The sequence below is a fragment of the Thioalkalivibrio sp. ALE22 genome (assembly GCF_000381445.1).
Classification (GTDB): Bacteria; Pseudomonadota; Gammaproteobacteria; order Ectothiorhodospirales; family Ectothiorhodospiraceae; genus Thioalkalivibrio.
Genome location: NZ_KB906513.1, coordinates 1 through 23,217, shown reverse-complemented (window position 1 = coordinate 23,217; position 23,217 = coordinate 1). Strand labels below are relative to the sequence as shown.

At 67.9% G+C, this 23,217-nt stretch carries 26 protein-coding genes; 7 read left to right on the top strand and 19 right to left on the bottom strand.

Annotation, left to right across the window (positions count from 1 at the left end; genetic code table 11):
* Positions 1-85: 85 nt before the first annotated feature.
* The 16 genes from hflC to rpoE form a co-directional block, all read right to left on the bottom strand.
* Positions 86-970, bottom strand: a complete 885-nt coding sequence (gene hflC, locus F793_RS0112390; protein ID WP_018867232.1) for a protease modulator HflC — start codon at positions 968-970, stop codon at positions 86-88.
* The gene (hflK, locus tag F793_RS0112385; RefSeq protein ID WP_018878321.1) at positions 970-2,190 is read right to left on the bottom strand and encodes an FtsH protease activity modulator HflK; all 1,221 of its coding nucleotides are present in this window, start codon (positions 2,188-2,190) and stop codon (positions 970-972) included. Before hflK ends, hflC begins: the two co-directional genes overlap by 1 nt.
* A 126-nt stretch (positions 2,191-2,316) precedes the next feature.
* Positions 2,317-2,697 carry a holo-ACP synthase gene (acpS, locus tag F793_RS0112380; RefSeq protein ID WP_018867230.1) on the bottom strand — a complete coding sequence of 127 codons (381 nt, stop codon included), beginning with the start codon at positions 2,695-2,697 and terminating at the stop codon, positions 2,317-2,319.
* 5 nt (positions 2,698-2,702) lie between these two features.
* Positions 2,703-3,470 (bottom strand): pyridoxine 5'-phosphate synthase, encoded by a 768-nt coding sequence (gene pdxJ / locus F793_RS0112375; RefSeq protein ID WP_018867229.1) that lies wholly within the window; start codon positions 3,468-3,470, stop codon positions 2,703-2,705.
* A gap of 35 nt (positions 3,471-3,505) precedes the next feature.
* Entirely contained in the window at positions 3,506-4,165 is a 660-nt protein-coding gene (locus F793_RS0112370) for a DNA repair protein RecO (protein ID WP_018867228.1), read from the bottom strand.
* A gap of 16 nt (positions 4,166-4,181) precedes the next feature.
* Positions 4,182-5,105, bottom strand: coding sequence for a GTPase Era (gene era / locus F793_RS0112365; protein WP_018881562.1), 924 nt, complete (start codon positions 5,103-5,105; stop codon positions 4,182-4,184).
* Positions 5,102-5,779, bottom strand: coding sequence for a ribonuclease III (gene rnc, locus F793_RS0112360; protein WP_018867226.1), 678 nt, complete (start codon positions 5,777-5,779; stop codon positions 5,102-5,104). Before rnc ends, era begins: the two co-directional genes overlap by 4 nt.
* A 43-nt stretch (positions 5,780-5,822) precedes the next feature.
* Positions 5,823-6,179 carry a DUF4845 domain-containing protein gene (locus tag F793_RS0112355; protein WP_018867225.1) on the bottom strand — a complete coding sequence of 119 codons (357 nt, stop codon included), beginning with the start codon at positions 6,177-6,179 and terminating at the stop codon, positions 5,823-5,825.
* A 63-nt stretch (positions 6,180-6,242) separates the two neighbouring features.
* Entirely contained in the window at positions 6,243-7,013 is a 771-nt protein-coding gene (lepB, locus tag F793_RS0112350; RefSeq protein WP_018877078.1) for a signal peptidase I, read from the bottom strand.
* 67 nt (positions 7,014-7,080) lie between these two features.
* Positions 7,081-8,889, bottom strand: coding sequence for a translation elongation factor 4 (lepA, locus tag F793_RS0112345; RefSeq protein ID WP_018867223.1), 1,809 nt, complete (start codon positions 8,887-8,889; stop codon positions 7,081-7,083).
* Entirely contained in the window at positions 8,886-9,125 is a 240-nt protein-coding gene (locus F793_RS0112340) for a glutaredoxin family protein (protein WP_017940958.1), read from the bottom strand. Before F793_RS0112340 ends, lepA begins: the two co-directional genes overlap by 4 nt.
* A gap of 87 nt (positions 9,126-9,212) precedes the next feature.
* Positions 9,213-10,637 carry a DegQ family serine endoprotease gene (locus F793_RS0112335; RefSeq protein ID WP_018882795.1) on the bottom strand — a complete coding sequence of 475 codons (1,425 nt, stop codon included), beginning with the start codon at positions 10,635-10,637 and terminating at the stop codon, positions 9,213-9,215.
* A gap of 82 nt (positions 10,638-10,719) precedes the next feature.
* Positions 10,720-11,208 carry a SoxR reducing system RseC family protein gene (locus tag F793_RS0112330; protein ID WP_018877076.1) on the bottom strand — a complete coding sequence of 163 codons (489 nt, stop codon included), beginning with the start codon at positions 11,206-11,208 and terminating at the stop codon, positions 10,720-10,722.
* Between the two features lie 18 nt (positions 11,209-11,226).
* Positions 11,227-12,201, bottom strand: a complete 975-nt coding sequence (locus tag F793_RS0112325; protein WP_081618414.1) for a MucB/RseB C-terminal domain-containing protein — start codon at positions 12,199-12,201, stop codon at positions 11,227-11,229.
* A 6-nt stretch (positions 12,202-12,207) separates the two neighbouring features.
* Complete coding sequence (locus F793_RS0112320) at positions 12,208-12,771, bottom strand: sigma-E factor negative regulatory protein (protein WP_018881561.1); 564 nt, start codon at positions 12,769-12,771, stop codon at positions 12,208-12,210.
* 12 nt (positions 12,772-12,783) lie between these two features.
* On the bottom strand, positions 12,784-13,365 hold the full coding sequence (gene rpoE, locus F793_RS0112315; protein ID WP_018867218.1) for an RNA polymerase sigma factor RpoE: 582 nt from the start codon (positions 13,363-13,365) through the stop codon (positions 12,784-12,786).
* Positions 13,366-13,509: 144 nt separating this feature from the next.
* Between rpoE and nadB the strand changes: the two genes are divergently transcribed.
* Positions 13,510-15,150: an L-aspartate oxidase gene (gene nadB, locus F793_RS0112310; protein ID WP_019592816.1), complete on the top strand. Its 1,641-nt coding sequence runs from the start codon at positions 13,510-13,512 to the stop codon at positions 15,148-15,150.
* 206 nt (positions 15,151-15,356) lie between these two features.
* Here the strand turns inward: nadB and F793_RS0112305 are convergent, their stop codons facing one another.
* From F793_RS0112305 to F793_RS0112295, 3 genes are read right to left on the bottom strand one after another with little or no spacing between them, the layout of a single operon-like run.
* Positions 15,357-16,085: a ferredoxin--NADP reductase gene (locus tag F793_RS0112305; protein ID WP_018867216.1), complete on the bottom strand. Its 729-nt coding sequence runs from the start codon at positions 16,083-16,085 to the stop codon at positions 15,357-15,359.
* Complete coding sequence (gene mazG / locus F793_RS0112300; RefSeq protein WP_018882796.1) at positions 16,082-17,014, bottom strand: nucleoside triphosphate pyrophosphohydrolase; 933 nt, start codon at positions 17,012-17,014, stop codon at positions 16,082-16,084. The genes F793_RS0112305 and mazG overlap by 4 nt, the downstream gene beginning before the upstream one ends.
* 43 nt (positions 17,015-17,057) lie before the next feature.
* A complete protein-coding gene (locus F793_RS0112295) occupies positions 17,058-17,810 on the bottom strand; it encodes an MBL fold metallo-hydrolase (protein WP_018867214.1) in 753 nt (250 codons plus the stop codon).
* A gap of 224 nt (positions 17,811-18,034) precedes the next feature.
* On the opposite strand from F793_RS0112295, the gene F793_RS0112290 reads away from it, so the two are divergent.
* The 6 genes from F793_RS0112290 to lipA all read left to right on the top strand — a co-directional run bounded on the left by F793_RS0112290 (position 18,035) and on the right by lipA (position 22,786).
* A complete protein-coding gene (locus F793_RS0112290) occupies positions 18,035-18,274 on the top strand; it encodes a BolA family protein (protein ID WP_018867213.1) in 240 nt (79 codons plus the stop codon).
* A gap of 18 nt (positions 18,275-18,292) precedes the next feature.
* Positions 18,293-18,697 (top strand): hypothetical protein, encoded by a 405-nt coding sequence (locus F793_RS0112285; protein WP_018877071.1) that lies wholly within the window; start codon positions 18,293-18,295, stop codon positions 18,695-18,697.
* Positions 18,694-19,248, top strand: coding sequence for a hypothetical protein (locus F793_RS0112280; RefSeq protein ID WP_018882798.1), 555 nt, complete (start codon positions 18,694-18,696; stop codon positions 19,246-19,248). The genes F793_RS0112285 and F793_RS0112280 overlap by 4 nt, the downstream gene beginning before the upstream one ends.
* 87 nt (positions 19,249-19,335) lie before the next feature.
* Positions 19,336-20,547 carry an HDOD domain-containing protein gene (locus tag F793_RS0112275; protein WP_018882799.1) on the top strand — a complete coding sequence of 404 codons (1,212 nt, stop codon included), beginning with the start codon at positions 19,336-19,338 and terminating at the stop codon, positions 20,545-20,547.
* Between the two features lie 6 nt (positions 20,548-20,553).
* Positions 20,554-21,759: an HDOD domain-containing protein gene (locus F793_RS0112270; RefSeq protein ID WP_018867209.1), complete on the top strand. Its 1,206-nt coding sequence runs from the start codon at positions 20,554-20,556 to the stop codon at positions 21,757-21,759.
* A gap of 70 nt (positions 21,760-21,829) precedes the next feature.
* Positions 21,830-22,786, top strand: coding sequence for a lipoyl synthase (gene lipA / locus F793_RS0112265; RefSeq protein ID WP_018877067.1), 957 nt, complete (start codon positions 21,830-21,832; stop codon positions 22,784-22,786).
* Positions 22,787-23,217 lie beyond the last annotated feature (431 nt).

Genomic DNA, 23,217 nt, shown 5'->3' with positions numbered 1-23,217 from the left:
CGGCAAAAGTCGGGCCCGGATACTTCCGGGCCCGTTGCAAACGGCGACCTTCGGGGCGGCCGCAGCCACCCGGTTTCCGCCCCGCTCAGCGGGGCGGCAGCGGCGCCGGACGTTCGCCCCCGGGGGCATTGAAGTACTGGAAGAACTCGGAGTTCGGTTCCAGGATGAAGGTGCTGTTCTCGCCGCTCATGCTGTTGCGGTAGGCAATCAGGCTGCGATAGAAGCGGAAGAAGTCCTGGTCCTCGCCGAACGAACGCCCGAGGGTCTCCGTCGCCCGGGCGTCACCGGCACCGCGGATCTCCTCGGAGTCGCGATAGGCATTCGCCAGGATCACCGTGCGTTCGCGGTCGGCCCGCGAGCGGATGCGCTCGGCCTCTTCCTGGCCGCGGGCCCGGAAGTCCTGGGCCACGCGCTGACGCTCGGCCCGCATGCGCTCGTACACCGACTCGGATACCTCGTCGGGCAGATCCATGCGGCGGATGCGCACATCCACCAGATTGATACCCAGCTCCTGAGCGGTCTCCAGTGCCGTCTGACGCACTGCGCCCATGATCGTCAGGCGCTCGCCAGCGACCACATCCTGCAGTTCGAAGCGGGCGAACTCGTTACGCATCCCGTCGCGCAGGATCTGCGCCAGGCGCTCCTCGGCCAGACGCTCGTCGCCGCGCGTGGCGCGGTAGAACTGTCCGACATCGTCGATCCGCCACTTGGCGTAGAAATCGACGATGATGTTCTTCGCCTCGGAGGTCAGGAACCGATCCGGCGGGATGTTCAGCGTCATGATCCGTGCGTCGAACTTCTCGACGTTCTGGATCAGCGGGAACTTGAAGTGCAGGCCCGGGGCCGGATCGACCTCGCGGATCTCCCCCAGGGCGAACTTGATCACGCGTTCGCGCTCGTCAACGGTGTAAGTCGACAGGGCGACGACGATACCGAGCACGACCACGGCAATACCGGCTATGCGGAGCATTAGCGCACCTCCCGCGAACGCTGGGCGGCCGGGTCGCGATCACCCAGCCGGCTGCTCGTACCCGAGCCACTGTTGCTGAAGACACTGCGGCTGGTATCCAGCGGTCGCGGTGTCGGTGTGTCGCCGGAACTGTTCCCGCTGCGCGCGGCGCCCTGGAACAACTGATCCAGCGGCAGCATCATCAGGTTGTTGCTGCTACCCACGTCCAGCATCAGCTTGCGCGAATCCTCCAGCACGGCCTCGACCGCCTCCAGGTAGAGACGATCCCGGGTCACGTCCGGGGCCTGCTGGTATTCGGCCAGCAACTGGTCGAAGCGCGAGGCATCACCCTCGGCCCGGGCGATCACCTGATCGCGATAGCCCTCGGCCTCCTCGATGATGCGGGCGGCCTGACCGCGGGCCCGCGGGATCACGCCATTGGCGTAGGCCTCGGCCTCGTTGCGGAAACGCACCTCGTCCTCGCGGGCGCGGATCGCGTCGGCAAAGGACTCCTGCACCGGTTCCGGCGGCTGCGCCTGCTGCATGGACACGGCGGTGACGATGATGCCGGCCCCATAGGCGTCCAGGTTTTCCTGCATCACCACGCGCGACGACGAGGCGATCTCGCCACGCCCCTCGCCGAGAATGAATTCGAGGTTGTTCTTGCCGATGCGCTCGCGGATCGCCGACTCCATCACCCGATTCACCGTGGCGTTCGGGTTGCGGACATTGAAGAGATAATCGACCAGGTCGAGGATGCGGTACTGCACCGCGATATCGACATCGATGATGTTCTCGTCGCCGGTCAGGATCAGCGCGCGATGCTCGAGCGTCCGGACGTTGTCGACGTTCTCGATCTCGATGCGCTCGATGGGATAGGGCAGATGCCAGCCCGGCCCCGGGTTCTTCACTTGCTGGAACTCGCCGAAGCGCAGCACCACGCCACGCTCGCCTTCCGAGATGATGTGGAAGCCGGACGCCAGCCAGACCACCAGCGCGATGATCAGACCGAGGCTGACCAGGGCCTGTGCGCCCCGACCCATGCCACCGCCGGAACCACCCGAGCCGCCGCTGCCGCCCCCGCCGAAGATGCCATTCAGCTGACGCGACAGTTTGCGCATCATCTCCTCGAGGTCGGGGGGCTGATTGCCACCCCCGCCACCGCCACCACTACCGCGCTGGCCGCCGCCACCCCCGCTCCAGGGGTCGCGGTTGTTGTTTCCCGGTTCGTTCCAGGGCATTGACTGGGCTCCGTCGCTCGCTCAGGGCTGGCCTGCCGCGACATCCGCGGACACCGGCAGGCATAAGGAGTCACATTCTAGGGAGCCGCCCCAACCCGGGCAACCTCGCCCGGAGGGAAAGGCGGGTTACTCGCCACCTTCGAGGACCACGAAGGCCTGGGCGTATTCGCGTTCGTCGCTGATGCTGAGATGGATCGCGCGCACACCGAGGCGGTCTGCCGTGGCCCGGGCCCGCCCGGCCAGCACGAATTCGGGGCGCCCGCGAGCGTCATGGGTCACCCCCGCCTCCGACAGCGCCATGTCGGCCCCGACCCCGCAGCCCAGCGCCTTGGCCAGCGCCTCCTTGGCGGCAAAGCGCCGGGCCAGAAACCCGGCCGGTTCATGGGATGGCAGATCGGCCTGCTCCAGCGGATGCAGGATGCGCTCGGCGAGGCGGCGGCCGTGGCGCTCCCACATGCCGCGCATGCGCGCGACCTGCACCAGATCGGTCCCGATCCCGAGGATCATCGCGCTCAGACCGGGTACTGCCCGGCCGGCAGCCCCTGGCGGGCAGCATCCATCAGCCCGCGCATGTGACTGACCGCCTCGGGCAGGCCGGTAAACAGGGCCCGCGCGACGATCGAATGCCCGATATTGAGCTCGTGAAACACCGGGTTGGCCGCGATCGGGCGCACGTTGTCGTAGTCCAGCCCGTGGCCGGCGTTGATCACCAGACCCATCTCCCGGCCGGCGGCAGCGGCCTCGTTAATGCCGGCGAGCAGGCGTTCGCGCTCGGCCGCATCACGGGCGTTGGCATAGGCACCGGTGTGCAGCTCCACCACCGGCGCGCCAATGGCCACCGCCGCCTCCAGCTGGCGCGCATCCGGCTCCACGAACAGCGAGACCTCGATCCCCGCGGCGGTCAGGGGCGCGACAAACTCGCGCAGGCGCTCCAGCTGCCCCACGGCATCCAGCCCACCCTCGGTGGTCAGCTCCTCGCGCTTCTCCGGCACGATGCAGCACGCCTCCGGGCGCAGCCTCAGGGCAATCGCCTGCATGCCCTCGGTGGCCGCCATCTCCAGGTTCATCGGGACCTTGAGCCGGGGCTTGATCCCGAAGACATCGTCGTCCTGGATATGGCGGCGGTCCTCGCGCAGGTGCAGGGTGATGGAGTCTGCGCCGCTGGCCTCGGCCAGGCGCACCGCCTGCATCAGGTCCGGATACGGCGTATGCCGCGCCTGGCGAATGGTGGCGATGTGATCGAGATTGACCCCGAGCTTGAGCGGAGCAGGATGCGACATGAGGCGATGCCCTTGGTTGGATGCGGTCCCGAAGCCTACAGCAGACCCCGGGTGCGCAGGGGCCGGCCGGCCAGGTGGATGTCGATCAGCCGGCGCATGAAGTCGCGACTGACGCGGGCATGATTATCCGGCACGTCCTCCCCGGTGGCCAGCGCCCGCAGCGCCGAACCGGGGATCGCCTCGCCCCGTCCGGCGGCCACGGGCTCCAGTCCGGCCTCCGGGTCGTAGCGATACCAGCCATCCGGGTCCAGCTCGGCCGGCTCGACATGCTCCAGCCCGGAGTCCAGCGGGGCAAGCAGGGCCCATTCGGCACGACGCAGGGCGGTATCGGCGCGTTCGCCCGCGGCCAGCCGGGCGTAGGCGGACAGCAGCGCGGGCAGGGCCTCCGGGATCGGGGCCTCGCGCGGGTACAGGCGCAGGATCAGCTCGTTCAGGTACAGCCCGCAGACCAGGGACCGTCCGGTCAGCGGGAAGACCCGCTGCTGCTCAGCGACGCTGAGGGTGGGCAACTCGCCGCGCCCGCGCCAGGCCAGATCCAGCAGCACGAACGGCTGGACAGACCCGGCCTTGCCGCGCACCACCGCCGACAGGCGGCCGCTCCCGGCGGTCAGCAGATCCAGCACGCGGCTGTTCTCGCGCAGCGGGCGGGCGTGCAGCACGACCCCCTGGGTGACCGCCGACCCCGCGCCACTCATGCCCGTCGCGGGGCCCTCATCGGGGTTCTTCGATGCCGAGTTCGCGCAGGGCCCGCGGGTTGCGGGTCCAGTCGGCCTCCACCCGCACGGTCAGACGCAGCATGACCTTGCGCTCCAGCAGTTCTTCCAGCTGGACGCGGGCCGCCTGGCCGATCCGCTTGAGGCGCTGGCCACCCTTGCCGATCACGATCCCCTTCTGGCTGTCGCGCTCGACCAGGATGACCGCGTCGATATGCGTCGTGCGTGGCTCGTCCGACCAGTCCTCCACGCGCACCGCCACCGAGTACGGAACCTCCTGCCCCAGATGCTCGAGCATGGATTCGCGGATCATCTCCTCGGCGCGAAAACGCTGAGGACGATCCGAGAGCTGATCGGGGTCGTACAGGAACGGGCCCTGCGGGAGGTGCCCCCGGATCTCCGCGATCAGGCCCTCCAGATTGGAGCCGGTCTTCGCCGACAGCGGCACCACGCCGGCATAGTCGAAACTCGCGGCCCGGGCCTGGATGAACGGCAGCAGCTCCTCCTTCTCGCGGAACTGGTCGACCTTGTTGATCACCAGCAGCGCCGGGCGCCCGGAATGCCGAATGGTCTCTTCGATGCGTTCGTCGCCCGGGCCGAACTGGCCGGCCTCGACGATGAAGCAGACGAGGTCGGCATCCGCCAGCGCCTGGCTGGCCGTGCGGTTGAGGACGCGGTTCACGAGCTGGGTGCGCTCGGTGTCGATGCCGGGCGTATCCATCAGCACAATCTGGTCCTGCCCCTCGGTCACGATTCCGAGGATGCGGTTGCGCGTGGTGTGGGGCCGCCGGGTCGTCGCCGCCAGCTTCTCGCCGACCAGACGGTTCATCAGCGTGGTCTTGCCCACGTTGGGCCGACCAATCAGCGCGATCAGACCACAGCGCGTGGATTCGCCCGCGGGGCGGTCATCGGTTTCGCTCATTGTTCCTGTACCTGTTGCAGGCGCTTCAGGGCGGCCTCGGCCGCGGCCTGCTCGGCGCGGCGCCGCGAGGAGCCCTGGCCGCGCTGCCCCCAGCCCTGGGTGGGCAGGTGCACCGCCACGGTGAACTGGCGCTTGTGATCGGGGCCGGCCACCTCCAGCACCTCGTAGACCGGAAGCTCCGCATTGCGGCCCTGCAGCTGTTCCTGAAGGCGGGTTTTCGGGTCCTTCAGCGACTCGGCCGACGGCAGATCCTGCAGGCGCTCGGCGTACAGCGCCAGGGTGAACTCGCGCGCGGCCTGCATGCCGGCCTCGCGATAGGTCACCCCGATCAGGGCCTCCACGGCATCCGCGAGGATGGAGTCGCGGCGCTGACCACCACTCTTGCGCTCGCCCTGGCCCAGGTTCAGCGTGCCCTCCAGTCCCGTCTCGCGCGCCAGCGCGGCCAGCGACTCGCGATTGACCAGCGCGGCACGCAGGCGGGTCAGGTCGCCCTCCGGGGCGTCCGGGAGCTGCTCGTACAGGGCGTCGGCGATCACCAGGCCCAGCACGGCATCCCCGAGGAATTCGAGACGCTCGTTGTTGCGCCCGCCGGCACTGCGGTGGGTCAGCGCCTGGCCCACACCCTCGCCATCGCGCACGGCCGGCGGCAGCAGGCTGCGAAAGTCACGACTCACGAAAACACCCCTGGAGGCATGCAACGGATCGACGCCGCCCTCCTCAAGGGGCGAGTGTCTCGCTGTTCGAGAAGCGTGCCACCACGTCCACGTTGCCGAGGAATTCGCGGCGCACCTCGTATTCCAGGTTCAGGCGGCGGCCCTCCCCGTGCTCGGTCACGCTGAAGTTGTCCTCGCCGATCCCGTCGTATACCGAATTGATCTGGAACCGGCGATTGATCTCGCGCCACAGCTCGCGCTCGCTCTTGTCGGCGGCGCCGGTCTGGGTGGCCACATCCTGCATGATCGAGCGCACAGTCAGGAACTGGGTGTACTGCGTACCCATCTTGATCACGAAGGTGCCGACCAGCAGCGCGAGGAAGATCAGCGCAAGAATCGTCACCGCGCCCGCGCCCTGCATCGAGTGTCTGGAATGTCGCATGAATACCCTGCCCCCTGGTTGCCTGCTCCCGCGGAATACGGCCTAGCGAATCGCCTGGCCGATCCGGGAAAAGTCCCGATGGCCTTCATTGTAATCCCAATGCAGCCAGATGAAGAGCGCCCGGCCCACCAGGTGTTCCTCGGCGACGAACCCCCAGACCCGGCTGTCGTTGGAGTTGTCGCGGTTGTCACCGACCATGAAGTAGTGACCGTCGGGGACCGTGACCGAACCGTCGAGGCTCGCCTGCTGCTCGCGCATCAGGGTGTTGTAGGTGCGTCCATCCAGGGTCTCCTCGAACATCGACGCGCCCGACATGACCTGCCCGGAGCCCTCGCCCTCGAAGGTTCCAACCCGCTCGGCCGGCTGCGGCTCGCCATTCACGTACAGCACGCGATCGCGGAACGCGATGGTATCGCCCGGCAGACCGATGACCCGCTTGATGTAGTCCTCTTGCGGGTTGCGGGGATACTTGAACACCACGACCTCGCCACGCTCCGGCTCGCCGGTATCGAGGATCTTGGTGCGGGTGACCGGCAGGCGGATCCCGTAGGAGAACTTGCTGACCATGATGAAGTCGCCCACCAGCAGGGTGGGCATCATCGACCCGGAGGGGATACGGAAGGGCTCGGCCACGAACGAGCGCAGGATCAGCACGATCAGCAGCACCGGGAAGAACGAACGCGAGTAGTCCACGAACCAGGGCATCGCCCGCTGGCGCTCCGGGCTGCGACGCCGCCGCAGGATCACCCAGCCCAGCCAGATCAGGCCGGTCACGGCGGTTGCCAGCACCAGGATCAGTTCGAGATTTGCCATGCCGTGTCCTCTGTTCCCGGCCCGCCGGGGAGTGCCCGACGGCCCTTCCGGGCCGCAGGCCTGATTGTCACTTCTTGTCGTCGTCCACCGACAGCACCGCCAGGAAGGCCTCCTGCGGCACATCCACCTTGCCGATCGACTTCATGCGCTTCTTGCCGGCCTTCTGTTTCTCCAGGAGCTTGCGCTTGCGGGTTACGTCGCCGCCGTAGCACTTGGCCAGCACGTTCTTGCGCATCGCCTTGACCGTGGCGCGCGCGATAATCTTGGAACCGATCGCCGCCTGGATCGCCACCTCGTACATCTGACGCGGGATGATCTTGGCCATGCGCTCGATGATCTCGCGCCCGCGCGACTCGGCATGGTCGCGATGCACGATGGCCGACAGCGAGTCCACGCGGTCGCCATTGATCAGGATGTCCACGCGCACCAGCGGCGCCGCCTGGAAGCGCAGCGGCTGGTAGTCGAACGAGGCATAGCCGCGGGTCGCGGACTTCAGCCGATCGAAGAAGTCGAGCATCACCTCGGACATCGGCAGCTCGTAGGACAGCTGCACCTGGCGCCCGAGGTACTGCATCTTCGTCTGCACACCGCGCTTCTCGACACACAGAGTGATCACCGCCCCTACATACTCCTGCGGGACCAGGATATTCGCCTCGATGATCGGCTCGCGGATCTCGGCCACCTCGTTGTTCGCCGGCAGCTCGGAGGGGTTGTGCACCGAGACCACCTCGCCGTCGTTGCGCTCCACCTCGTAGACCACGGTGGGCGCGGTGGTGATCAGGTCCAGGTCGTATTCCCGCTCCAGGCGCTCCTGCACGATCTCCATGTGCAGCATGCCGAGGAAGCCGCAGCGAAAGCCGAACCCGAGCGCCTGCGAGGTCTCCGGCTCGAACGACAGCGCCGCATCGTTCAGGCGCAGCTTGTCCAGCGCCTCGCGCAGGTCGTTGAAGTCGTCCGCACTGACCGGGAACAGCCCGGCGAATACCCGCGGCTGGATCTCCTGGAAGCCCGGTACCGGCTCGTCCGCCGGGTTGTTGAAATCGGTGAAGGTGTCGCCCACCTTGGCCCCGGAGATGTCCTTGATGGTCGCGATCAGATAGCCGACCTCGCCAACCTCCAGCGTCTTGCGGTCCACCGGCTTGGGCGTGAATACGCCGACCCGGCTGACCTCGTGCGCCCGCCCCACCGACATCGCCTTGATCTTCTGGCCCGCGTAGAAGCGTCCGGCCTTGACCCGCACCAGCGCCACCACGCCCAGGTAGTTGTCGTACCAGGAGTCGATCACCAGCGCCTTGGGCGCGGCCTCGGCATCGCCCTCCGGTGGCGGGATCCGGCGCACGATCTCCTCCAGCAGCTCGGCGATACCCTCGCCAGTCTTGGCGGAGACGCGCAGGGCATCCGTGGCCTCGATACCGATCACGTCCTCGATCTCCGCGGCCACCCGGTCTGGCTCGGCGGCGGGCAGGTCGATCTTGTTCAGCACCGGGACGACCTCGAGCCCCTGATCGATCGCGGTGTAGCAGTTGGCGACGCTCTGCGCCTCGACGCCCTGCGAGGCATCCACCACCAGCAACGCACCCTCGCAGGCATACAGCGAGCGCGAGACCTCGTAGGAGAAGTCCACATGCCCCGGGGTGTCGATGAGATTCAGCTGATAGCGCTCACCGTCCTGGGCGTCGTAGTACAGCGAGACGCTCTGCGCCTTGATGGTGATCCCGCGCTCGCGCTCCAGATCCATCGAGTCCAGCACCTGCTCGGACATCTCGCGTTCGGTCAGGCCATGACAGCCCTGGATCAGGCGGTCCGCCAGCGTGGACTTGCCGTGGTCGATATGCGCGATGATGGAGAAATTGCGGGTAAGGCGGGTTTCGGTCATGCAGGGGCCAGTTGGTCCAGCAGTGCCTTTCGGTCGAGGAAATGGCAGCAGAGAATGTCGCCGTCGACCGCAAGCACCGGGACCTTGACGTTGAAACGCGCCTGCAGCTCCGGGTCCTCGTCGATGTCGACGACCGTAAGCGCGAAAGTATAACGGCTTTTGAGGGCCATAATCTCGGCCAGCATGTCATGGCAGAGACCGCAGCTCTCGCGGTGATAAAGCGTCAGTTCGGTCATCCGCAAACGATCGGGAGGGCTGCCGACCGGGCCGACAGCCCTCCCTTGCTCCATGGCGGCCCCGGGGCGTGCGCCCCGAAGGCGGTCTCAGTCCCGCGGGATGCGCAGGGCGATGTAGGTCGGGTTGTCGCCGCGATACACCAGGACCGGCACCGTCCGCCGGTCGCCGACCTCGGCGATCTGTTGCTCCAGCGTCTCCGCCGAGTCGATGGCATGGCCGCCGAACTGCACGATCACATCGCCGGGGCGCAGGCCGGCGGAACGCGCCGGGTTGTCGACGACCTCCCGCACGACCACGCCGGCGTCCACGTCCAGCTCCGCGGCGCGTTCGGCCTCCAGCGGCTCCAGGACCATCCCCAGCAGGCTCTGCGGCTCGGTCCGCTCCGGCGTCTGCCGCTGTGGCCCGCCACGCTGGGCCGAGATGTCGTCCGACAGGCGCTCGATCTCGACCGTGATGGTGCGGGTCTCGTCGCCGCGGCGCACTTCCACCTCGGCCTCGGTACCCACCGGCGTGCGCCCGACGATCGGCGGCAGAGCGGAGGAGTTGGGCACCTCGATGCCGTTGAACGACAGGATCACGTCACCGGTCTCGAAGCCGGCCTTCTGCGCCGGGCTGTCGGCCTGCACCCGCGCGACCAGGGCGCCGGTGGGCTTGTCCATGCCGAAGGAGTCGGCCAGCTCGCGCGTAACCTCCTGGATCAACACACCCAGCCAGCCGCGCGTCACCTCGCCGTGTTCCCGCAGCTGCTGCACCACGTCCTCCACCATCTCGATAGGCACGGCGAAGGACAGGCCCATGAAGCCGCCCGTGCGGCTGTAGATCTGGGCATTGATGCCAATGACCTCGCCATCCAGATTCAGAAGCGGCCCGCCCGAGTTGCCCGGATTGATCGCCACGTCGGTCTGGATGAACGGGACGTAGTTCTCGGTCGGCAGGTTGCGCCCCTTGGCGCTGACGATGCCGGCGGTGACGGAGTGATCGAAGCCGAACGGCGAACCGATCGCCAGCACCCATTCGCCGACCTTCAGGTCGGACGAAGAACCCAGCTTCAGGGTCGGCAGGTCCTCGGCGTCGATCTTCAGCAGGGCCACGTCACTCTGCGGGTCCTTGCCGACGATCTCGGCGTCGAACACGCGCCGGTCGGACAGATGGACGACGACCTCCGAGGCTCCGTCCACCACATGGTTCGCGGTGATGATGTAGCCATCCTCGGTGTAGATGAAGCCGGAACCCAGCGAGTTGCGTTCGAAGCTCTCCGGGGCGCGCTCGCCCGAGCCGCCCGGACCGCCAAAGAAACGCTCGAACAGGTCCTCGAAGGGCGTGCCCTCGAAGTCCGGCATCTGGCCGCGATGCGGATTCTCGCGCTCGCGGGTGGTGGCGATGTTCACCACCGCCGGGCTGTGTTCCTCCGCCAGCGGCACGAAGTCCGGCAGCATGCGCGCCGAGGCCGGCAGCGACAGGGCGAGAAAGGTCAGGGCCACCAGTGCCCATTGCATCGGTTTCATCATCATCTGATCCGCATTGGGAAGTCGAAGGTTCAACGCTCTAGAAAGCCGCACCCACCCGCAAGTTCCCGCGGGCGCACACAGACCCTCAGGGTCGCGGCGTGAGCACGGAGCCGGCGGAGCCATGCACCCCCGAGGCCGGATGACGCTCCAGCAGCACCGGCGCCAGATCCGGCGCCCGACGGCGCAGCCAGACGCGTACCGCATACAGGCCGGCGGCAAAGCCCAGGGCGCCGGCGAGCAGGTGTATTCCCTCGCCCAGCCCGGGCGCGACCAGCATCATCAGGCCGGGCGCCGCCACCAGCCCGGCCAGTGGCAGCAGGTACATTGCAAGGGCCCCTGAGACCAGGGCCTGGTCACGGATCCCCAGGGTCACGGTATCCCCGGGCTGCAGCGTTCCAGGATGCCCGACGGTCACCTCCACCGCCTTGCGGCCGAGAACCTCGGAGAGCACCCCGCTGCCGCAGCCCGAACGGGCCGAACAACTGCCGCAGGTCGACTGGCGCTCAATGCGCACGCGCGCCGCATAGCCCTCCACCGACAGCACAATGCCCCGTTCGCGGATCCATTCACTCATGCTGCGCCCCGCGAGGGATCATTCACCGGAGTGGTACACGATCGCATCCAGCACACCCTGAACCGTGGCCCGCGGGACGTCGCCCACCGCGGTTACCTGGTGCCCGGCAATCGAGCGGGCCGCGCCGTGCGTGGCGCCCGCGCGGGTCGTGCCCTCGAACATTCGCTCGCCACTGGTCTTTTCGATATACACCGAAACCGAGGCAAGGCCGTCGCTCAGCACGAAGTGGCGCAGACGGGCCTCGCCATCCCCGACCGGACGTTCGGTCGCGGCGATCGCGGTAAAACCGTCCGGCAGCGCATCGAAGTGCCAGCCGTCCATGCCCGTCTGTTCGTCCCATTCGGGCTTTTTGTGGCCACGATCGGCCCGCACTTCGACCCGCTCCGCGTCTTCCTGCGTGGGCTCGAGAGCACCCTCGGCGACCTCCTCCAGGCGCTCGAGACTGGTGAACGCGAGACGTTCCAGCAGATGGCCATGCCCGTCGTACAGCTCGCTCAGCAGCGGGAGCGCGGTCTCCGTGTGCAGGCAGTAGCGATGACTGTAGCGCAAGGTATCGCGCGCCCGCGCCAGGATCATGCGGCATTCGAGACCGGCCACCCGGTCCGCGCCCATGTCCTTCAGTTCATAGTAATCATGGCGCTCAAGTAGGAACACCGGCGCACCGGCCGGGCCGTGCGGGGGCTCACCCGCCGCCGCCCGGGCACCCTTCAGGGCACTCAGCCGGTCGACCGAACGCAGGATCTCGCGCGGGGCGCCGGTCAGGGTCTCCAGACGTTCACGGTAGCCACCGTTCTCGGCGGCATGTACCACGCGGATGGCGTCCAGCCGGTCGTCGCGCTGGAGCACGAAGGTCCCCTGGTAACTCTCCGAGTGCAGACTGCCGGTCATACGCTGCAACCAGTCGGCGGGGGATGCCTCCCCCGCCAGGACCGGCAAAGGCAGACAACAAAGCGCGGTAGCGGCAACCAGGGCGTACGCGAGGCTGCGGCGCATCACGCGTTACTCGTCACTCACCGAAAAGCGAACACGACCCAGGGCGGTGGACCCCGGCCCCATCAGTTCCGCATGGTTTTCGAGGTATCGGGCAAAGCGCGGATCCAGGCCTTCCGGCTCGGTGGCCGGCGCCTCGGAACCCGTGGTGCTGACCCGCTGGATACCGTCGGCCAGCTGCGCCGGCGTGCCCTCGCTGGCGACCGGCGTCGCCTCCGGCGCACCGGAGTCGGGGCCGATCATCTGCATCCCGACCAGGGTGACCATCGCGACCGCGGCGGCGACGCCAGTACCGGCCACCGGCTTCAGCCAGCGCGGCTGATCCGGCTTGCGCGCGACCGACAGCGGGGCCTCTTCGGCCAGGGCCGCCTGGACGCCGTCCATGAAGCTCGCGGGTGCGGTGCGACGCATCCCCCCGCGCAGACTGTCGCCGATCAGGTGATAGCGTTCCCAGCGGGCCCGATCCTCCTCGGACCGCACCAGTTCGTCCATCAGGCGACGCGTCTCGAAGTCATCCGTTTCTCCGTCCACCAGAGCCGACAGACGTTCGTTCTTGGAGACTTGTTCTTTCATGGCGCTACTCGTTCAGTTGTTGTCTAGCAACGGACGCAAGGTCCGGTCGATGGCCTCGCGGGCCCGGAAGATGCGCGAGCGGACCGTGCCGATCGGGCATCCCATCGTCTGCGCGATCTCCTCGTAACTCAGTCCCTCGATCTCGCGCAGCGTGATGGCCATCCGAAGGTCGTCGGGCAATTCCTCGATGGTGCTACGCACCGCCCCTTCAATCTCTTCGGACAACAGCTCCCCCTCCGGGGTTGCACTGTCCTTCAGGGCGGAGTCACCGCCCATCTGTTCCGCGTCCTGCGCATCGACCTCGGCCTCGGGCCGACGCCGTCCCTGGGAGACAAGGTGGTTCTTGGCCGTGTTGATGGCGATGCGGTAGAGCCACGTATAGAACGCACTCTCGCCGCGAAAGTTCGCCAGCCCCTTGTAGGCCTTGATAAAGGCCTCCTGGGACACATCCAGGGCCGCCGCATGGTCATGGACATAGCGCCCGACCAGGTTGACGATCTTGTGCTGATACTTCAGCACCAGGATGTCGAAAGCCGCCTTGTCGCCGTTCTGAACTCGCTTGACCAGGGCCTCGTCGGAAGCCTTCTCGCTCATGCGGGGACTCCCGCCAGCACACCGGTCTCCGGTAATCTATGGTGCATGGACCGCCTGACTCGCATTAAGTTCGCTTTGCGCACAACACTGTTGCGCAAGGGCCACATTTTGCTCTGGCAACAAGCGCAGCACGTTACCTGACCCATGGGGACAGTACAACAACCGCGCCTGGCGGACGTCCTCGTGATCGGAAGCGGCGCGGCGGGGCTCTCCGCGGCCCTGCACCTGGCCCCGCATCGACGCGTCACCGTGATCAGCAAGGGTCCGGTCGACGAGGGTTCCACCCGCTATGCCCAGGGCGGCATCTCCGCAGTACTCGACCGCACCGACTCCTTCGACGCCCATATCCAGGACACCCTGGACGCCGGTGCCGGCCTGTGCGACCCGGACGCCGTGCGCCGCACCGTGGCGGCCGGCCCTGAGGCCATCCACTGGCTGCTCAACCTGGGCGTGCCGTTCACCCGGGAACCCCTGGAAGGCCGCAGCCGCCTGCACCTCACCCGCGAGGGCGGGCACAGCGCGCGCCGGGTGGCACACGCCGCCGATGCCACCGGCCGCGCGATCGAGGAGGCACTGGTGCGCAACGCCTCGGGCCAGGGCAGCATCGAGGTCTTCGAACGCCATGTGGCGGTGGACCTGATCACCCAGCCGGTGGATGGCAGCCGCCGCGTGATCGGCGCCTACGTGCAGGACGCGAAGACCCGCGAGGTGGAGACCCTGCTGGCGCCGACCGTGATCCTGGCCACCGGCGGGGCCAGCAAGGTCTATCTGTACAGCTCCAACCCGGACGGCGCGACCGGCGACGGCATCGCCATGGCCTGGCGCGCCGGCTGTCGCATCGCGAACATGGAGTTCATGCAGTTCCACCCGACCTGCCTGTTCCACCCGAAGGCGAAGTCGTTCCTGATCTCCGAGGCGGTGCGCGGCGAGGGCGGGGTGCTGCTCCTGCCCGACGGCGAGCGCTTCATGCCGCGCTTCGACGAGCGCGCGGAACTGGCCCCGCGGGATATCGTCGCCCGCGCGGTCGATCACGAGATGAAACGCCTCGGCATCGACCACGTGAACCTCGACATCAGCCACAAGCCGGCCGAGTTCATTCGCGAGCATTTCCCCACGATCTACGAGCGCTGCCTGGAATTCGGCTTCGACATGACCCGGGAATCGCTGCCGGTTGTCCCGGCTGCCCACTACACCTGTGGCGGCGTGATGGTGAACCACTTCGGTCAGACCGACCTGCCCGGGCTGTACGCCGCCGGCGAGGTGTCCTACACGGGGCTGCACGGGGCCAACCGCATGGCCAGCAACTCGCTGCTGGAGTGCCTGGTCTACGCCCGTGCCGCGGCCGATCACATCCTGTCGCAGACCGATCTGCCCGCCCCCGAGCAGCTCCCGGTCCCACCGGCCTGGGACGAGTCCCGGGTCACCGAGTCACAGGAAGAGGTGGTGGTGGCCCACGACTGGGACGAACTGCGCCGCCTGATGTGGGACTACGTGGGCATCGTGCGCGCCCGCGAACGGCTGCACCGCGCCGAGCGGCGCATCCGCATCCTGCAGGAGGAGATCCACGAGTACTACAGCCACTTCCGCATCTCCCCGGACCTGCTGGAGCTGCGCAACCTGGCCATGGTCGCCGAGATCATCGTGAAGAGCGCGCTGTCGCGCCAGGAGAGCCGCGGCCTGCACTATATCCGCGACTACCCCGACACCGATCCGGCACTGGACGGACAGCCCACGATCCTCGCCCCCGACAACGCCCTGCGCCCGCGCGACACCCGCCGCCCGTAAGCCACCCCGTCATTGCGAGGCGCCACAGGCGACGTGGCAATCGATGTGCTCAGCCACCTGATCCCGGCGCACTGCCAGCGTTGGGAGATTACTCGCTCCGCTCGCCCTTCGGGCCGGCCTGCGGCCGTTCAACGCAGCTTCGCTGCTTTTGTGCTTCGTCGCCTGCGGCGACTCGCAATGACCAATTCAGACCGCCGCCTGGCGCACTACCACCACTTCTCGTATTTCAGCTGGGCCTCGGGGATGCCCCATTCCGCCAGCAGGGTGGCCATGTCCTCGATGAACTCGCGCGACCCGCAGAAATAGAACAGCGCATCGCGCGGCAGGTCCAGCGACTCCAGCAACGCATGACTGATGCGGCCGGTATGCCCCAGCCAGTCCTCCGCCTCGCGCGTGACCGTCAGGCTGACATCGATGTTCGGTGCCGCGGCCATCGCCTCCAGCTCCTGCGGGAACAGCACCTCGTCCTGGTGGGCCACGCTGTAGACCAGGTGGGCATAGACGTCCGGCATCCCGGCATGGATCGCGCGCAGGATGCCGAACAGCGGCGTGACCCCGATGCCCGCCCCCAGCAGCACCACGTTCTGCGCCATGCCGGGCTCGAAGAAGAAGCTGCCCTGCCCCGGCGTGATGTACACCGTGTCGCCCTCGCCGGCCTCCGTGTGCAGGTAATGGGTCGCCGCATGATGATCCGCGTACTTGATGGCCAGCTGCAGTCGCCCGTCGGCGCGCGGCGCGGAAACCACCGAGTACCCCCCGACGAAGGGCTTGCCCTCCGCCTGCGGGATCACCAGGTCCAGCCACTGGCCGGCCTTGCTGGAAAACCGCTGCGGGTCCGCCGCCAGGGTGAATACCTTGATCAGCGGGGTAACCTGCTCGATGGTCTCGATCCGGGCGGGCAGAAAGTGGTCGGGCAGCTCAACGGCTTCGGTCATGTCGGGTCCTTGGTATCGAATGTGTCCCGGGTCGCGCATTCAAGACGCCGCGCCTCCTGGTAAAGGGTCTCCTGGCGGTCGAAATCGAGCCCGGCCAGGGTCTCGCCGCTGGCCGCGGCCAGCGCCTCCATCTGGCGGAAACGGGCCTCGAACTTGCGCGTGCTGCCGCGCAGCGCGCCCTCCGGGTCCACCCCCAGATGCCGCGCCCAGTTGCTGACCGCGAACAACACGTCGCCGACCTCCTCGGCGATGCGCGCCGGCGGCTCGCCCTGGTCCACCGCCGCCTGCACCTCGGCCAGCTCCTCGTGAATCTTGGCGACCACCGGGGCCGGGTCGTCCCAGTCGAAACCCAGGCGCGCGGCGCGGCGCTGACTCTTCACCGCGCGCGACAGGGCCGGCAACGCCAGCGGGATATCGTCCATCGCGCTGGTCTGGGCGCGCGCCGCACGCTCGCGCGCCTTGTCCGCCTCCCAGGCGGCCTCGCGCTCGGCATCCGAGCCGTGCTCGACATCGGCGAACACGTGCGGATGCCGGCGCACCAGCTTGTCGCCAATCGCGCGGGCGACATCATCCAGATCGAAGCGACCGGCCTCCTCGGCGATACGCGCCTGGAAGACCACCTGGAACAGCAGATCCCCCAGCTCGTCACGCAGCTCCCGGGTGTCCGCATCCGCGCCCTGGTCGCGGGCGACCACGTCGGCCAGCTCATAGGCCTCTTCCAGGGTGAACGGGACGATACTGCCCGCAGTCTGCGCCCGGTCCCAGGCACAACCGGCCCCGGGATCGCGCAACCGCGCCATGATCGCGCGCAGACGTTCCAGCGGGTTCGGCGACGCGAGCGAGCCCGGCGCGTCAGCGGGTGTGTGGTCGGTCATCGCGGGAGTGTACGGGGTCCGGCAGGCGGTAAAAACCGCCCACCGGATGAACATTCGGAACCGGTGGCTCCTGGCGGGGCCACCGGAAGGGATCGGACTAACCCTGTTGATCGGTCTCGCAGAGGCGCTTCTTCTCGTCCGGCAGGTTGTCCGGACAGATGCCGCAGCCCTCGTTGCCGGGCAGCGCCCAGTCGATCTTCTTCGGGTACGGCAGGTCCATCTCGTCCATGATCTTCACGAACTCGGCCTCCGGCTTGCCCTTGCCCAGGCGCGGGTTGCGCATCTTCTCCTGACCAATGGTGGTGATCTGGCGCTCCTCGTAGTCGTGCGCGGGGTACACCAGGGTCTCGTCCGGCAGGGTGAAGAACTTGTCCTGGATCGAGTGGTACAGGGTCTTGGCATCCCCCGACTGAAAGTCCGTGCGGCCGCAGGCTTCGATCAGCAGGGCATCACCGGAGAACAGCATCTTCAGGCCGACGTGATCCATCAGATAGGCATGGTGCGCATCCGTGTGACCCGGGGTGTACAGCGGGTTGATCACCAGGTTGCCCACCTGGAAGGGCTCACCCTCGCGCAGGCCAAAATCCCGGCAGGGCAGTTCGTCCATCGCCGGACCGCCCAGCTTGCAGCCGGTCTTCTCGCGCAGCATCCGCGCACCGGTGATGTGATCGGCATGGATATGGGTCTCGATCACGTAGTCGAGACTCAGGCCCATCTCCTGCAGCACGCGCAGATCGCGGTCGACGGTCTCGATGACCGGGTCGATCAGGGCCGTCTTCCCGGTATCCGGGCAGCTGAGCAGATAGGTATAGGTGGACGACTCGTCCTCGAACAGTTGCTTGAAGATCATGGTCTTTGCCTCCGTGGCCCGGCGGGCCGGTCGATGATGGCCTGATGCTAGCGAGCCGGTTCGGGTCGGACCAAACCACCCCGACTTTCCATGCAGGTGTTCCGATGGGAACCCCACTCCGGGTTGGAGTTCCCCGTGTGGGGGCACTTCATGTCGGGCCAGACGCCCGGCTATCATCCGCGGCTGACATTCGCACTCATCACACGCACGCAAGGGGACTCATCATGGAAGCCAGCCAAGTGGCCGAACTCATCCGCGCCGGCCTGCCGGAGGCCCAGAAGGTCGAGGTCACCGGGGGCGAGGGCAAATTCGAGGCCCTGGTCGTCAGCCCGCAGTTCGCCGGCATGAACGCGGTCAAGAAGCACCAGACCGTCTACGCCACCGTGCGCGATCAGATCGACTCCGGCGAGGTGCACGCGCTGTCCATCCGCGCCTTCACGCCGGAGGACGCACCGGACGCCTGAGGCGTACCGCATCCGCCCATGCTGTCACCCAAGGGCCGCGAGGAGATCGAGCGCCTGCTGGAAGGCGGACTGGTCCAGGACTGGGGCGAGGCGGAGACCACGCTGCGCAACGTCACGCGCATGCTGCTGACCACCCGCCCCGACCTGCTGCGCCTGTACTTCACCCCCGAGGCCTGGGAGCAGATCACCACCTGGCCACAGAAGAAGGCCGCCAACGCGATCATCGCGGCCCTGCGCACCGGGGTAGTCGACACCCTGGGACGCCCGGCCATCGTCAACCGCGAACAGGCCCGGTTCTACCTGCTGTGCTTTCAGGACGACCTCGCCGAGCGCGTCGACGCCTGGTGCCGCGAGCATCCCGAGGAGTGCCCCCGGCGCAGCCGCAAGCACAGCAGCGCCCTGCCCGGTCGGCCAGACGCATGAGCCCCTCCGCGATCCAGACCTGCGGCGACCCCGGCCTGCGGGAGGCCCTCGCGGACCTGCTGGCGCGCTACGGCCTGCGTCTGGTGACACATCCGGCCCGGGCCCCGCTGCCCGGCACCTGGTGGGGCGAACCCGAGGCCGGGATTATCGGCCTGGAGGTCCACGTGCGCCCGGACACCCCGATCCACTCGGCTCTGCACGAGGCCGGACACCTGATCTGCATGGACGCCACGCGGCGTGCCACCCTGCACACCAATGCCGGCGGCGACGACCTCGAGGAATGCGGTGTCTGCTACCTGCAGATCCTGCTGGCTGACGAGCTGCCCGGCGTCGGCCGCGAGCGGCTGATGCGGGACATGGACACCTGGGGCTACAGCTTCCGCCTGGGCAGCACCGCCGCATGGTTTCGCGAGGATGCCGCCGACGCGCGCCGCTTCCTGCAATCCCACGACCTGATCGACCACGACGACCGGCCGCGCTTCGCCTGCCGCGGGGCCGCGGCGGCGGTTCCTGTGGCGGGATCGGATGCTACACTGGCGTCCATTGACTAGATCGCGCACGCGCGCCCGCCCCGCTGCCCTTCCTGCGGCGTCGCGACGCGGGAATGGATTGGCACAGCACGGACCGGGAACCGCCCCATGGATAGCACCAGCATCGACACCCTGCTTCAGGACCTGGACCTCACCTCCGGCCTGTCGGACCAGGCCCGCAGCGAACTCGCCTCGGCCTGCCTGGCACGGGAGCTGGACGCCGGTCGGCGCCTGCGCCCGCAGGAGGTCGAGGACCGCTACCTGTTCCTGGTAAGCGGCCAGCTGGTCCGCGTCAGCGGCGGCAGCCCGGCGCGTATCACCCTGGATGCGGCCGACCCCGACAGCCCGCTGCAGATGTTCGACCAGAACATCGGCCAGCAGGACTTCCTGATCACCGAGAAGACCTGCCAGATGCTGGAGATCCCGACCGCGGCCCTCGAAAAGGCCCACAGCGCTTCGCTGGTCGTGCATGACACCGACCTGGACGATACCGAAGGCGCTTTCTTCGGCGAGCTCTACGACCTGATTACCAGCAACCGGCTGGAGTTGCCGACCATGCCGGAGATCGCACTGCGTATTCAGGAACTGACCAACGACCCGGACGCCGACCTCGACAAGCTGACCGAGGTCATCCAGCGTGACGGCACCATCGCCGGGGCGTTGCTGCACGCGACCAACAGCCCGCTGTTCCGCGCCGCCAAGCAGATCCAGTCCGTGCGGGACGCGGTCAATCGCCTCGGCTTTCGCAACACCCGCATGCTGGCGATGAACATGGCGCTGCGCCAGGCGTTCAAGGCCAAGCACGCCTCCACCCGCGACGCCATGGAGGCCAGCTGGAAGCATGGCGCCCTGCAATCCGCCTACAGCTACCTGATCGCGGATTCGCTCAAGCTGCTGGACCGCGAACGCGCCCTGCTGGCCGGGCTGGTCTCCGGGATCGGCGCGGTCCCGATCATCCAGTTCGTGGAGCTGCGCGAGGACCACCCCGACACCGAGCGCGTGCAGTCGCTGGTCCGGCGCCTGCGCAACCTCGCCGGCGTCCTGGTGATCAACTACTGGGATCTCGGGGGCGACCTGGTCACGGTCGCGGAGCATGCCGGGGACTGGGGCTATCGCGCCGGCGAACCGGATTACGCCAGCATCGCGCTGGTCGCGGAATGGGCCGCCCGACGCGCCGAGGGCGAGACCGTGCCCGATGCGGCCGAGGTCGCCGCCTTCGGCGTCCTCGGGATCGAGCCGCCGGCGCCGGGGGAACCGATCGCGTTCCTCGAGGAACGCGCCGAGGACCTGGCCGAACTCCGCGCGATGTTCAACGTCTGAACCCCCGTGATCGAAAAACGCCTTCCACAGCTGCGCCCGTTCGCCGAACTGAGCGAGCGCGCCCGCGACAAGCTGTTGCAGCATGCCCGCACCATGACGGTGGATCCGGGGTTCAAGCTGCATGCGCGCGACGAATTCCGCAGCATGATCTTCCTGCTGGAGGGGCGGATGATCCTGGCCAGCGGGCGCAACTCGGTCATGCTCAACGGGGACTCCAGCGAGGCCCTCAACCCGCTGTTCGAACCCCACGACTATCACAGCCATGCGATCGCCGCGACCCGCGCCACCCTGGCGATGCTGGACCGCAAGGTCTACGAGACCCTGGTCGACGGCGGCGGGCAGGACAGCGTCGAGGTCAGCGAGATCGAGCTGTCCGACCTCGAGGGCGAGCTGTTCGGCAGCATCTACACGCATGCCTACTCGGGCGAGCTGGCCCTGCCCCAGCTCCCCGAGGTGGCGCTGCACCTGCAGCAGGCCCTGAAAGATCCGGACGTCTCCATTGCCGAGGCCACCCGCATCATCGAGGAAGATCCGAGCGTGGCGGGGCGCCTGTTGAGCGTGGCCAACAGCCCGGCCATGGGCAGCCGCCGCGAGGTGTCACGCCTGCAGGATGCCGTGGCCCGGCTGGGGCTCGAACGCACCCGCCAACTGGTGATGGCCCTGGCCATGCACCAGGTCTTCATCCATCGCGACAGCCCCTACCACGACCTCCTCGAACGCCTGTGGCGCCGCTCCGCGCGCATCGCGGCCATCAGCTGCGTGCTCGCCGACCAGTGCGAGGCAGTCGATCCGCAGACCGCCCTGCTGGCGGGTCTGCTGCACCGGGTGGGCGCCCTTCCAGTGATCGCCGAGGTCGCCCGCACCCACCCTGACCGAACGCCGGAAGAGGTCGAACGGGTGTTGTTTCGTCTCGAAGGCCTGATCGGCGAACTGGTTGCCCAGCAATGGGATCTGTCATCCGATATCATTGACGCCATTCGCGATTCCGGCGGCCCGGAGAACCCCGAGGCCCCTGTCCTGACGGACATCGTGCGGATCGCACGCGCCGCGTGCCCGCGAGATGCCGAGGACGACCCGCTTGCCGACCGCATCCCGCTCGCCGATCTGCGGGCCGTGGAACGGCTCGGCTTCATCCTCGACGAGGATGGCAGCCTGCCCGCGATCGAGACCGCGCGGCAGGAGGTCGAGGAACTGATTCGTCAGGTTGCCTGACCCGGTACCGCCCAGTCGCCCCACGTCGGCCGCCCACACACCGGCCGCCCGAGAGATTCAGGGAAGGTCCATGGACACACGCACCCGCCCCCAGCCCGGAGAGAAACAGCGCGCCGCCGACAAAGTCGCGCGCATCCCGGTCAAGATCAATCCCACCGAGCGCCCGCAGCGCAAGCCCAAGTGGATTCGCGCCCAGAGTCAGGCCCGCCCCGAGGTGCAGCGCATCAAGGGCATCCTGCGCGAACAGAAGCTGCACACCGTCTGCGAAGAGGCCAGTTGCCCCAACCTGGGCGAATGCTTCGCCCACGGCACTGCCACCTTCATGATCATGGGCGACATCTGCACCCGTCGCTGCCCGTTCTGCGATGTGGCCCACGGCCGCCCGGAGGCACTGGATGCCGACGAGCCGCGCCATCTGGCCGAGACCATCCAGGCGCTGGGCCTCAACTACGTGGTGATTACCTCGGTGGACCGCGACGACCTGCGCGACGGCGGGGCCGGGCACTTCGTGGACTGCATCCGCGAGGTGCGCAGCCTCAACCCGAACACCCGGATCGAGATCCTGGTGCCGGACTTCCGCGGGCGCATGGACCGGGCGCTGGAGATCATGCACCAGGCCCCGCCGGACGTCTTCAACCACAACCTGGAGACCGTTCCGCGCCTGTACCGCGAGGCGCGCCCCGGCGCCGACTATGCCTGGTCGCTGGACCTGCTCCGGCAGTTCCGCGAGCAGCACCCCGGCGTGCCGACCAAGTCCGGCCTGATGCTGGGGCTGGGCGAGACCCGCGAGGAGTTGCTGGAGGTCCTGCAGGACCTGCGCGAGCATGGCTGCGACATGCTGACCCTGGGCCAGTACCTGCAGCCGTCGCGCCACCATCTGCCGGTGACGCGCTTCCTGTCGCCGGAGGAGTTCGACGAGCTGGGCGAACGTGCCCGCGAGATGGGCTTCAAGCAGGTGGCCAGCGGCCCGATGGTCCGCTCGTCATACCACGCCGACCTCCAGGCCCAGGGCCTCGAAACCGCCTGACCCGCCCTGCCGTTCCCAGCCTCTGGGCCATCATCCCGCGCCCCGAGGCTGGCCCTTGTTCGACCTCGAGTGTTTTCGGTGGCGCTGTCCGGCCGCCTGCCGTGATGTGGCTGGGCCTGGTTCGTCCTCCGGTGTTTACGGTGCCTTCGGTCCACATACTGCCGTGCGCTGACTCGCCAGCGCGCCGCGAGGTACTTCTTTGCTCGTGCAAAGAAGTACCCAAGAAACACGCCCGACTGCCGCGACCCCGGCCCGCTTCGCGGTCCGGGGTTTCCCTCGCTGCGAGGCTTTTCGCGGGCGGCGCTGAACTCGCTACGCCTGCGGCTCCGCTCAGACATCCAGCGCCTTTTCTCCCGCGAAAACCCTCTCCGCTCGGCGCGACGACAACGGGGAGGCAGGTCCAAACAACGGCTATCCCAGCGATATAGCTA

What these genes read in the sequence shown, in the direction of transcription:
- hflC (WP_018867232.1), bottom strand. Translation starts at nt 970, where the DNA reads ATGCTCCGCATAGCCGGTATTGCCGTGGTCGTGCTCGGTATCGTCGTC.
- hflK (WP_018878321.1), bottom strand. Translation starts at nt 2,190, where the DNA reads ATGCCCTGGAACGAACCGGGAAACAACAACCGCGACCCCTGGAGCGGG.
- acpS (WP_018867230.1), bottom strand. Translation starts at nt 2,697, where the DNA reads ATGATCCTCGGGATCGGGACCGATCTGGTGCAGGTCGCGCGCATGCGC.
- pdxJ (WP_018867229.1), bottom strand. Translation starts at nt 3,470, where the DNA reads ATGTCGCATCCTGCTCCGCTCAAGCTCGGGGTCAATCTCGATCACATC.
- F793_RS0112370 (WP_018867228.1), bottom strand. Translation starts at nt 4,165, where the DNA reads ATGAGTGGCGCGGGGTCGGCGGTCACCCAGGGGGTCGTGCTGCACGCC.
- era (WP_018881562.1), bottom strand. Translation starts at nt 5,105, where the DNA reads ATGAGCGAAACCGATGACCGCCCCGCGGGCGAATCCACGCGCTGTGGT.
- F793_RS0112355 (WP_018867225.1), bottom strand. Translation starts at nt 6,179, where the DNA reads ATGCAGGGCGCGGGCGCGGTGACGATTCTTGCGCTGATCTTCCTCGCG.
- lepB (WP_018877078.1), bottom strand. Translation starts at nt 7,013, where the DNA reads ATGGCAAATCTCGAACTGATCCTGGTGCTGGCAACCGCCGTGACCGGC.
- lepA (WP_018867223.1), bottom strand. Translation starts at nt 8,889, where the DNA reads ATGACCGAAACCCGCCTTACCCGCAATTTCTCCATCATCGCGCATATC.
- F793_RS0112340 (WP_017940958.1), bottom strand. Translation starts at nt 9,125, where the DNA reads ATGACCGAACTGACGCTTTATCACCGCGAGAGCTGCGGTCTCTGCCAT.
- F793_RS0112335 (WP_018882795.1), bottom strand. Translation starts at nt 10,637, where the DNA reads ATGATGATGAAACCGATGCAATGGGCACTGGTGGCCCTGACCTTTCTC.
- F793_RS0112330 (WP_018877076.1), bottom strand. Translation starts at nt 11,208, where the DNA reads ATGAGTGAATGGATCCGCGAACGGGGCATTGTGCTGTCGGTGGAGGGC.
- F793_RS0112325 (WP_081618414.1), bottom strand. Translation starts at nt 12,201, where the DNA reads ATGCGCCGCAGCCTCGCGTACGCCCTGGTTGCCGCTACCGCGCTTTGT.
- F793_RS0112320 (WP_018881561.1), bottom strand. Translation starts at nt 12,771, where the DNA reads ATGAAAGAACAAGTCTCCAAGAACGAACGTCTGTCGGCTCTGGTGGAC.
- rpoE (WP_018867218.1), bottom strand. Translation starts at nt 13,365, where the DNA reads ATGAGCGAGAAGGCTTCCGACGAGGCCCTGGTCAAGCGAGTTCAGAAC.
- nadB (WP_019592816.1), top strand. Translation starts at nt 13,510, where the DNA reads ATGGGGACAGTACAACAACCGCGCCTGGCGGACGTCCTCGTGATCGGA.
- F793_RS0112305 (WP_018867216.1), bottom strand. Translation starts at nt 16,085, where the DNA reads ATGACCGAAGCCGTTGAGCTGCCCGACCACTTTCTGCCCGCCCGGATC.
- mazG (WP_018882796.1), bottom strand. Translation starts at nt 17,014, where the DNA reads ATGTTCATCCGGTGGGCGGTTTTTACCGCCTGCCGGACCCCGTACACT.
- F793_RS0112295 (WP_018867214.1), bottom strand. Translation starts at nt 17,810, where the DNA reads ATGATCTTCAAGCAACTGTTCGAGGACGAGTCGTCCACCTATACCTAT.
- F793_RS0112290 (WP_018867213.1), top strand. Translation starts at nt 18,035, where the DNA reads ATGGAAGCCAGCCAAGTGGCCGAACTCATCCGCGCCGGCCTGCCGGAG.
- F793_RS0112285 (WP_018877071.1), top strand. Translation starts at nt 18,293, where the DNA reads ATGCTGTCACCCAAGGGCCGCGAGGAGATCGAGCGCCTGCTGGAAGGC.
- F793_RS0112280 (WP_018882798.1), top strand. Translation starts at nt 18,694, where the DNA reads ATGAGCCCCTCCGCGATCCAGACCTGCGGCGACCCCGGCCTGCGGGAG.
- F793_RS0112275 (WP_018882799.1), top strand. Translation starts at nt 19,336, where the DNA reads ATGGATAGCACCAGCATCGACACCCTGCTTCAGGACCTGGACCTCACC.
- lipA (WP_018877067.1), top strand. Translation starts at nt 21,830, where the DNA reads ATGGACACACGCACCCGCCCCCAGCCCGGAGAGAAACAGCGCGCCGCC.